This is a genomic window from Stenotrophomonas sp. Iso1, assembly GCF_027497995.1.
Lineage (GTDB): Bacteria > Pseudomonadota > Gammaproteobacteria > Xanthomonadales > Xanthomonadaceae > Stenotrophomonas.
The window spans coordinates 745,849-755,844 of sequence record NZ_JAODBT010000002.1 but is presented as its reverse complement, the minus strand read 5'-3'; the positions used below and the strand labels follow the sequence as shown (position 1 = coordinate 755,844).

Sequence of the window (9,996 nt, the reverse complement as noted above, 5' to 3'; positions counted from 1 at the left end):
TGCGCCATCTATTTGGAACCGCATTGTGCTGCGCTACATCGCGTCTTGGCCGACATTCCATTTACGGTCAGCTACAGAAACCCGTCCTTCTTCGCCAGCACGACGCACTCGCAGGCGACGCCATCACCGCAGTACGGAAACACCCGCCTGCATCCCACTGACAAGCGACCGAGAATGGCCATCCCATATGGCCGAAAAAATCGCATCAATTACCTTCAAAGCAGCACAACTCCACTGCTCGCACTGGAACACAGTGGACACTCGATTCCTGCCAGAGCAGCATCAGATCCCAAGTATTCCGACAGCACAGGACGTGCCTCAAAAGGAGGCGCGCAATGAAGCCATCAATACTGATTGATGTACCTGCAAAGCGCCCGAAACCTGCATGCATTGAGCATCCTTCCACGCATTCAACAACCGTCAGGATTTTCCAACTGAAAGCCAGCGGACAAGCGTGCCGGCACTCGCGTATTGCCGCATGACCGCCTGGTAGCCATCAAAGCGGCTGGACACTTCGCCCACCTGGTTGTTGTAGTGCTCGCTCTCGGAGCTGAGGACATCCAACAAAGTACGACGCCCAAGGTGGTACCACTGCTCATAGAACGCTTCGCGCACCTTGTTCGTTTCAACGGTAAGCGCACGGTAAAGCTCGGCACGATCTACCAGCGCTCGCGCATCTTCGTTGGCGGCGCGAATGCGGTACTCGAGATCCAGCGCCTGCTGTTCGGCGACCTTCCAACCGGCTTCAGCGCGCTGCCTTGCTGCACGTTCCGACGCGCGCGCCGAACCGCCCCTGAAAGCTCCCCAGGAGAGACTAAGCCCGGTTTGCCATGCCGGTTCGCGTCCGGAGGAATCCTGCCCCGTCACTTTCCCCACCACCCAGTTGACTTGCGGCAATGCCGAGGACCGCACGACGTCAGCCTGCAGATCAGCCGACGACGCCTGCGCCTGCGCCTGCCGAATAACGGGATGACTGACGGCCTCAGCCAGCAGCCATTGCAGCTCCGGAAGGCGAATGTCCCAGTACGTCGACGTCGGCAGCGTAGGAAGCGGGCGATCACCCACCATCCGGCGCAGGCTGATCTCAATATCACGGGCCCGCGTATCCGCAGTACTGCGTGACGCTTCGGCCTGCAATAAACGGGCTCGCGCTTGCGTTAGTTCGCTCACGCGCCCGCCATCCACCGCAACGATGCCTTCCAGCATTTTCACCAGATCACTCATGCGGTTTACGTACTGCTGGCTGATATCAACGATGATGCGCTGCTTACCCAGTTCCACCATATTGGAGGTGACATCGAACGCAGAGGACTCAAGCTCCGCTTCGAATGCCCAGTCCGCAGCGTTTGCCAGCTCAGAGCGGCTCTGAATCGTCTTGCTGATTCGCCCCCAGTCAAATATCGGCGTGGTGATATCCAGGCTCAACGACGGATCACTGGCGCTACGACTGCCGCCGGATCCGAACTCCACGGAATGACTACGGGCACCGATGTCGACCTGCGGATACCGCTGGCCTTTGGCTGCCGACACATCGGCTTCAGAAGCAGAACGCTCTGCCAAGGCTCGCGCAACGGTGGGGCTTCGCCCCGCCGCAGCCTCCACCACACGAAGGAATATCTCTCGTAGTTGTCGCTCACTCGGCATCGACTGCCCCGACGGCGTGAGCACCGACGCAGGTAGCGTGCGGTCCAATGGCGTACTTTCAATCAATCCAGGTACAACAATCGGTGCAACGGCCGTATCCAATCGGGTCGTCCCCAGTTCGGGAACGTATCGCTTGGCCTGCAGGGGACCCGCCAAGTCATCCACCTTTTCGAACTGCAGCGCAGGTACGTCCTGCTTCGCCATGGGCAACGGCGCAAGGCTCTGACGCACAGATTGAATAAGCTGCGCTGATGAAGCGCGCTGCGCCTCGATCAGCTGCGCCGCTATCTTCTCAACGTCACCATCGGCACTTTTGCGCGGCGCAACCACCGTCCGCGTTTTCTCGGGCGATATACGCTCAAACTGCAGCAGCTCGTCATCGGCGTACGCCTCTGAGCAGAACAAGCCCAGACACGCGAGTGCAAGCGCAGACATCGAAAAGTTGAGTTTCCTGACGGAAACGATTTCGTGATGTCGACTGTTCGACTGTGACTTACGCATATTCACCTCTGAATGCCCGCCATTGGCGGAGCGAGAATTTCAGATTGCTGTGTAGCGACTGCCACACAAGCAACAACGAACCAACGACACAATCACGAAGTGGATCGACAGCCCTCCGGGCCCCGCGCACGTCAATGCTGCGCAGTTTCTGCGGCATCAGAACCGCACTGCCCAGCGGGGCGCCGTAGAGCCGCTCGCAATCATCACCACACCAGAAAAGAAACGAGGCTTTGTCACGCCCTGTAATGCATGGCAAATACCTTCCTCACCAACGAAGGCGAAGGCTAAGAGCGCCACCATTCAAAGTACATGAGACCTGTCCGAAAACTCCGACAAAACACACATCCCCTGATCTGACGTTAAGCAGCCGCATTCCCGTGCCCTTTGACGTTTCAGGCTTATCAGGAACAGAGAAACCAGGCCTATTTCTCCATGTGCAAATTTGGGACAAATCCGATTCCCTGATAAGGGTTTCTGAACCAAGATTCGCACCTTCATCCGTGATGTGCTGCCGGGCATTCCCTTTACGCCATCCAAAACCGCGCATGTGAAGGCGGCTAATACAGGAACCAGACATGACTACCGCCGTCACGCCTAACGAAGCTGCCACACTGGTCAATGAAAGCACCAGGATCGATGACACCCTGTTGCAGAGTGTCTCGTGGATATGCAATCACTACGACATGCATCGCAGCACGGATGCACTGCTTGCCGGATTACCGCATGCGGGCATTCTTTCACCGTCGCTGGCACTCGCTGCACTGAGCAACGCAGATTTGATCAGCGGGCTTGTCAAGCGCAACGTCCGCAACCTTCCTGCGCAGGTCATGCCGATGATCCTGCTGCGCATCGAACGCGGCGGCTGCGTTTTGCTGTCCCGCCATGAGGTGCGCGACGCCGAGAACAAACGTCATCTTCGCTATTCCGTAATTCTCCCGGAAGTTTCCAACGAAGCGGTGGAGCTGTCGCAGGAAGAGATGGATGCGATGTATGCCGGCTTCGCCATTCTGGTGAAGCCCCGCGCCAAGACTGACAACCGTGCAGGTGAGATGCTCCCGGCCCCCAGCGGCCACTGGTTGCTCAGTACGCTGTGGCGCTATCGTCGTTACTACCGAAGCGCCGCCATTGCCTCCGTGGTCGCCAACGTACTCGCTCTGGCGAGCATCTTCTTCACCATGAATGTGTACGACCGTGTCGTCCCCAATCAGGCGTTCATCACGCTGTGGTCGCTGGGTATCGGCGTGATCGTTGCGATGATATTTGAAGCCAGTATCCGCTTCGTGCGCGCACACTTGCTTGACGTCGCAGGCAAGAAGGCAGATCTGGTACTCGGCGCGATGCTGTTCCGCCAAGCGCTGTCGGTGCGAATGGAGCATAAGCCGGCCTCATCCGGCAGCTTCGCCAATCAGCTGCGTGAATTCGAGTCAGTGCGCGACTTTGCGTCATCGGCAACGCTGGCCGCTATTTCCGACCTTCCCTTCGTGTTGTTGTTTGTCGGCGTTATTTTCTTCATCGGCGGGCCGTTGGGCTGGGTGCCGTTGTTGATACTGCCGCTGATCCTGATCATTTCGGTCTGCATCCAATGGCCACTTGCACGGGTGATGCAGGAGAACCTTCGCGAATCCTCGCTCAAGCAAGGCGTGTTGGTGGAATCGATCGAAGGTCTGGAGACGCTGAAGTCCACCGGCGGCTATGCCTACATGCAGCGTCGCTGGGAACACTTCAGCGCCCTGCAGTCTGCAACGTCAATGAAGTCACGCAAGCTATCCAGCGCAGCCACCGGCATGGTGACCCTGTTGCAACAGCTGCAGACCGTGGCTTTGGTGATCACCGGCGTGTACCTGATCACCGCTGGCGACCTCACCATGGGCGCACTGATCGGTACGGTGATGCTGGCCGGCCGCGCCACCGCGCCGCTGGGCCAGGTCATTGGCCTTGCAGTGCGCTTTCAGCAAGCCAAGGCCGCACTGACTTCATTGAACAAGCTGATGGAACTGCCGGTGGACCGCGACACCGAATGCGATTACCTGCCAAACCCTGCGCTGAGCGGCCAACTGACCTTGAAGGCTGTTGGTTTCAGCTATCCGGCACCGCCGATGCAGCCCAACCCGCCGGTCCTGACCAACATCAACATGGTGATCAAGCCGGGTGAGCGCGTTGCCATCCTTGGCCGGATCGGCAGTGGCAAATCCACACTGCTTCGCGTGATGTCTCGGTTGTATGCACCAGTCGAAGGACAGTTGTTCAGCGATGGCTTGGACGTCAACCAGATTGACCCGGCCGATTGGCGCAAGACCGTGGGTTTCGTCTCGCAGGACGCCCGCCTGTTCTACGGCTCGCTGCGCGAGAATGTGATGATCGGCAAGCCCGAGGCAACGGCGGAAGAATTTCTGCGCGTGCTGCGTCTGACTGGCCTTGACCACATTGCCGGCGCCCATCCGCGCGGCATCAATCTGCCTATCGGCGAAATGGGTGAAGGCGTTTCCGGCGGCCAGCGTCAGCTGATATCGCTGGCGCGCACGTTGTTGACCCGGCCCAAGCTGTTGCTGATGGACGAACCCACCAGCGCCATGGATTCGCAGACCGAAGCCCTGTTTCTAGACCATCTCAAACGTGCGATGGAAGGCCAGACACTGGTCGTGGTCACCCATCGCCCCTCCGTGCTCAGCCTGGTCGACCGCGTCATCGTCGTAGACGGCGGCAAAATCATCGCCGACGGCCCCAAGGAAAACGTGATGGCCGCATTGGCCAAAACCCTGGGCGATACAGAAGGGGCGCCGAAAACTACTCACGGCAACACTGCCGCTGCTCCCCGCAAAACCTCCGGCAGCACACTGACAGTGTCGTCAAGCGAACGCACACCACAGCCGCCGAGCATACGCGTGCAACGCGCCACCACTATTGCCGCCGGGGAGTCACCGTGATGTTGGGATGGTTCAAGCGAAACAAGGACGCCGGCAACATCGGCGCCAACGATGCTGCCTTCATGAATGACGTGCAGGAATCACTGCTGGCGCAGACAACGCCGGGCTCGCGTCTGGTGCTCTACATGGTGGTCGCGGTCATGGGCGCCGGCTTGATCTGGGCGTCTCTTGCTCGGGTCGAGGAGATCACACAGGGCGAAGCCAAGATCATTTCCAAGAGCCGCGAGCAGGTCATCCAGAGTCTGGAAGGTGGCATCTTGGCTGAAATGAACGTACGTGAAGGCGATATCGTCAATGCGGGCCAGGTGTTGCTGAAGATCGATCCGACCCGCGCCAATGCCAGCTATCGCGAAGCATTGAGCAAGGTCATCTCATTGAAGGCCACCCTCTCCCGTTTGCGGGCCGAGGCCTACGATCAACCGCTGGTATTCGACGAGCAGGTGCGTGCCGCGCCGGACGAGGTCGCCAATGAAACCCGCGCCTTCAACGCGCGACGCCGTGCCCTGACCGAGAGTGTGGCTTCACTGGAGCGCAGCTACTCGCTCTCCATGCGCGAGATCAACCTGGCCGAACCACTGGCAGCCAAGGGCCTGCTATCGGATGTTGAACTGCTGCGCATGCGCCGCCAGGCCAACGACATCAAGTCGCAGATCGTGGAACGCCAGAACCGCTACCGCGCCGATGCCAACTCTGAAATCGTGAAGCTGGAAATGGAGTTGTCGCAGACCAACGAGAATCTGGTGGGTCGCGCCGACGTGGTCGAACGCACCACCATCGCTGCGCCGGTACATGGCACGGTGAAGAATGTCCGCGTCAACACCATCGGTGGCGTGATCCAGCCCGGCGAGCACATCCTCGAAATCGTGCCGCTGGAGGACCAGCTGCTGGTCGAAGGCAAAATCCGACCAAAGGACGTTGCCTTCCTGCGCCCCGGCCTGCCGGCCACCGTCAAAATCACCGCCTATGACTACGCCATCTATGGCGGTTTGACCGGCAAGGTCGAGCACATCAGTCCGGACACCTTGAAAGATGACCAGAAGGCCGCCGCAGGCCGTGCGGATGACACCTACTACCGCGTGCTGGTACTGACCGAAAAGAGCGCCCTGCAGGCCGGCGGCAAGGAGTTGCCGATCATTCCGGGCATGGTCGCCTCGGTGGAAATCCGCACCGGCGAAAAAACCGTGCTTGAGTACCTGCTCAAGCCGATCCTCAAGAGCCGGGAGGCGTTCCGCGAGCGGTGATCTTCTCGGTGGCGTCGTTTCTTTCAGATACGGTGCGACCCGCAATACTACCCAAGGCTCACTTCTTTCGACCCTCCGATTGCGCTGTCAAAGAAAGAGAGCAGTAGTGCCGACCGATGCCAGGCAGAGCGTCCCCGCGCAATGTCAGAGGCGGAACAGGGCTCTTCTCTACAGCGCGCGCATCGCGTCCCGCGGCCTCTTCTTCCCAATCACCACAACAAAAAACCCCCGGCTTTCGCCGGGGGTTTTTCGTTCAACACTTACCGCTGATCAGACTCAGGCATTGACCGTATCGGCCACGTCCTTGTAATCGGCAATCTGGTCGAAGTTCATGTAGCGGTAGATTTCCTTGCCGCTGGCATCGAGCACGCCGATGTCGGCCATGTACTCTTCCTTGGTCGGGATGCGGCCCAGACGCGAGCAGATCGCGGCCAACTCAGCCGAACCCAGGTACACGTTGGTATTGCGGCCCAGTCGGTTCGGGAAGTTGCGCGTCGAAGTCGACATAGCGGTGGAGCCTTCACGGATCTGTGCCTGGTTGCCCATGCACAGCGAGCAACCCGGCATTTCCATGCGCGCGCCAGCGGCGCCGAAGGTGCCGTAGACGCCTTCCTTGGTCAGCTCGGATGCATCCATTTTGGTCGGCGGGGCCACCCACAGACGGGTCGGGATATCGCGCTTGCCTTCCAGCAGCTTGGCAGCGGCGCGGAAGTGACCGATGTTGGTCATGCACGAACCGATGAACACTTCGTCGATCTTGGCACCGGCAACTTCGGACAGCGTCTTCACGTCGTCCGGGTCGTTCGGGCAGGCCACGATCGGCTCATGAATGTCGGCCAGGTCGATGTCGATGACGGCGGCGTATTCGGCGTCGGCATCCGGCTCCAGCAGCTGCGGATCAGCCAGCCATGCTTCCATCTTCTCGATGCGGCGCGCCAGCGAACGAGCGTCGGCATAACCTTCGGCAATCATCCACTTCAGCAGCGTGATGTTGCTGGTGAGGTACTCGATGATCGGCTCCTTGTTCAGGTGCACCGAACAACCGGCGGCCGAACGTTCTGCCGAGGCATCGGACAGCTCGAACGCCTGCTCGACCTTCAGGTCCGGCAAACCTTCGATTTCCAGAATGCGACCGGAGAAGATGTTCTTCTTGCCCGCCTTGGCAACAGTCAGCAGACCGGACTTGATCGCGTACAGCGGGATCGCATTGACCAGATCACGCAGGGTCACGCCCGGCTGCATCTTGCCCTTGAAGCGCACCAGCACCGATTCCGGCATGTCCAACGGCATCACGCCGGTGGCTGCGGCGAAGGCAACCAGACCCGAACCGGCCGGGAACGAAATGCCCACCGGGAAACGGGTGTGCGAGTCACCACCGGTACCGACGGTGTCCGGCAGCAGCATGCGGTTGAGCCAGCTGTGGATCACGCCGTCGCCCGGACGCAGCGAAACGCCGCCACGGGTCGAGATGAATTCCGGCAGCGTATGGTGGGTCTTCACGTCCACCGGCTTCGGGTAAGCGGCGGTGTGGCAGAACGACTGCATCACCAAATCGGCCGAGAAGCCCAGGCAAGCCAGATCCTTCAGCTCGTCACGGGTCATCGGACCGGTGGTGTCCTGCGAGCCCACCGAGGTCATCTTCGGTTCGCAGTAGGTGCCCGGGCGCATGCCCTTGCCTTCCGACAGGCCACAGGCGCGGCCAACCATCTTCTGTGCCAGCGAGTAGCCCTTGCCGGTATCGGCCGGCTGCACCGGCAGACGGAACAGCTCGGTCACCGGCAGGCCCAGCGCTTCGCGCGCCTTGGTGGTCAGGCCGCGGCCGATAATCAGCGGAATGCGGCCACCGGCGCGCACTTCGTCGAACAGCACGTCGCTCTTGACCTGGAATTCGGCAATCACTTCACCGTTCTTCAACGCCTTGCCGTCGTACGGACGCAGCTCGACGACATCGCCGTGCTCCATGTGCGACACGTCCAGCTCGATCGGCAGTGCGCCAGCGTCTTCCATGGTGTTGTAGAAGATCGGGGCGATCTTCGAACCCAGGCACACGCCGCCGAAGCGCTTGTTCGGGATGAAGGGGATGTCTTCGCCGGTGAACCACAGCACCGAGTTGGTGGCGGACTTGCGGCTGGAGCCGGTACCGACCACGTCACCCACATAGGCGACCAGGTGGCCCTTGTCCTTCAGCGACAGGATTTCCTGGATCGGGCCACGCTTGCCATCTTCTTCCGGCACGAACGGCGCGTCGGGACGCTTGTTCTTCAGCATCGCCAACGCGTGCAGCGGGATGTCAGGACGGGTGGTAGCGTCCGGTGCCGGCGACAGGTCATCGGTGTTGGTTTCGCCCGGCACCTTGAACACGGTGATGGTCAGGCTCTGCGGCACTTCCGGCTTGCTGGTGAACCATTCGGCATCGGCCCAGCTCTGCAGTACGCCCTGGGCGTGGGCATTGCCCGCCTTGGCCTTTTCCTGCACATCGTGGAACGCATCAAACACCAGCAGCGTGTGCTTCAAGCCGCTCGCGGCGATGGCACCCACTTCAGCGTCGTCCAGCAGCTGGATCAGGGGCGCAACGTTGTAACCGCCGAGCATGGTGCCCAGCAGTTCGGTGGCGCGCGCACGGCTGATCAGCGTGCTCTTTTCGCTGCCGAAGGCAATGGCGGCCAGGTACGAGGCCTTGACCTTGGCAGCGTCGTCCACGCCAGCCGGCACGCGGTGGGTGATCAGGTCGAGCAGGAACTCGGCCTCGCCTGCGGGCGGGTTCTTCAGCAGCTCGATGACGTCGGCCGTCTGCTGTGCGGTCAGCGGCAACGGCGGGATGCCAAGCGCGGCGCGCTCGGCTACGTGGTGGCGGTAGGCTTCCAACATGACAACTCCCGGGTATTACGGTTTAAGAATGGATGGGCTCAGGCTTGCGGCACGATCAGCTTCAGGCCCTTGAAGTAGTCGCGATAAAACGTGTCGTTCCAGGTGATCAGGCCATCGCACTGCAACAGGGCGTGGGCACCGACCATGAAATCGTCGATACGGCGGGTTTCGCCGCTGCGCTGGCGGTGGCGGCGATGCATCTCGCCAGCGCGCAGTGCGGATTTGGCTTCCAGCGGATTGAAGTGGACGCCCATTTCTTCCAGTGCTTCCTGCACTTCGGCACCGCCGCGCAACGAGGCGCAGACCTCAGCCAGCGTGGTACCGCAGACAACCACCCGGCCACTGACCAGCGCCTGCCGCAGGCAGGCTTCCACTGCGTCGGCACGCGGGCCGTCGCTGAGCAGCTCGATCAGGACGGGAGAGTCCACGGCGATCATGCGTCGCCGGCCTCGTCACGGACGGTACGCACGGCCTGCTCAGCCGACTCAAAGCCGTCCAACGCGAACTTGCCGCGCGCACGGGAAATGGCATCGTCCACACTTTTGCGCAGGATGATGCGGCTGCCGTCCAGCTCAACCTTCAACAACGTGCCCTTGGTCAGGCCCAGCGCGTCGCGTACGGCCTTGGGCAACGTGATTTGCCCGCGTTCAGCTACGGTGGCTTCCATGGCGACCTCCAGCAAAGTATGTACGAATTATACATACCTTGGCCGGCATACCCCAACCCACCACAGCCCCTTGGGGGGCCGCGGCATGCCGCACGCCGTTACATGGGCGCAACAAGCCGTTGCCTAAAATGTCGGTTGCAGCCGCGCCCCG

At 60.7% G+C, this 9,996-nt stretch carries 7 protein-coding genes; 3 read left to right on the top strand and 4 right to left on the bottom strand.

Features of this window, described 5'->3' with window-relative positions:
- The first annotated feature begins 187 nt into the window (after positions 1–187).
- Positions 188–358: a hypothetical protein gene (locus PAN08_RS12310; protein WP_269791771.1), complete on the top strand. Its 171-nt coding sequence runs from the start codon at positions 188–190 to the stop codon at positions 356–358.
- A 62-nt stretch (positions 359–420) separates the two neighbouring features.
- Here PAN08_RS12310 and PAN08_RS12305 read toward each other — a convergent pair whose 3' ends face one another.
- Positions 421–2,145, bottom strand: coding sequence for a TolC family protein (locus PAN08_RS12305; RefSeq protein WP_269791920.1), 1,725 nt, complete (start codon positions 2,143–2,145; stop codon positions 421–423).
- A 575-nt stretch (positions 2,146–2,720) separates the two neighbouring features.
- Between PAN08_RS12305 and PAN08_RS12300 the strand changes: the two genes are divergently transcribed.
- Both PAN08_RS12300 and PAN08_RS12295 read left to right on the top strand, forming a co-directional pair.
- Positions 2,721–5,069, top strand: coding sequence for a type I secretion system permease/ATPase (locus tag PAN08_RS12300; RefSeq protein ID WP_269791770.1), 2,349 nt, complete (start codon positions 2,721–2,723; stop codon positions 5,067–5,069).
- Entirely contained in the window at positions 5,069–6,310 is a 1,242-nt protein-coding gene (locus tag PAN08_RS12295; RefSeq protein ID WP_269791769.1) for an HlyD family type I secretion periplasmic adaptor subunit, read from the top strand. Before PAN08_RS12300 ends, PAN08_RS12295 begins: the two co-directional genes overlap by 1 nt.
- A gap of 276 nt (positions 6,311–6,586) precedes the next feature.
- On the opposite strand, the gene acnB is transcribed toward PAN08_RS12295, so the two are convergent.
- Genes acnB through PAN08_RS12280 form a run of 3 tightly spaced genes read right to left on the bottom strand, consistent with a single transcriptional unit; the run spans position 6,587 to position 9,845 of the window.
- Positions 6,587–9,178 (bottom strand): bifunctional aconitate hydratase 2/2-methylisocitrate dehydratase, encoded by a 2,592-nt coding sequence (acnB, locus tag PAN08_RS12290; RefSeq protein WP_269791768.1) that lies wholly within the window; start codon positions 9,176–9,178, stop codon positions 6,587–6,589.
- Positions 9,179–9,216: 38 nt separating this feature from the next.
- The gene (locus tag PAN08_RS12285) at positions 9,217–9,615 is read right to left on the bottom strand and encodes a type II toxin-antitoxin system VapC family toxin (protein ID WP_057635398.1); all 399 of its coding nucleotides are present in this window, start codon (positions 9,613–9,615) and stop codon (positions 9,217–9,219) included.
- Positions 9,612–9,845 carry an AbrB/MazE/SpoVT family DNA-binding domain-containing protein gene (locus tag PAN08_RS12280; protein WP_269791767.1) on the bottom strand — a complete coding sequence of 78 codons (234 nt, stop codon included), beginning with the start codon at positions 9,843–9,845 and terminating at the stop codon, positions 9,612–9,614. Before PAN08_RS12280 ends, PAN08_RS12285 begins: the two co-directional genes overlap by 4 nt.
- Positions 9,846–9,996: the final 151 nt, after the last annotated feature.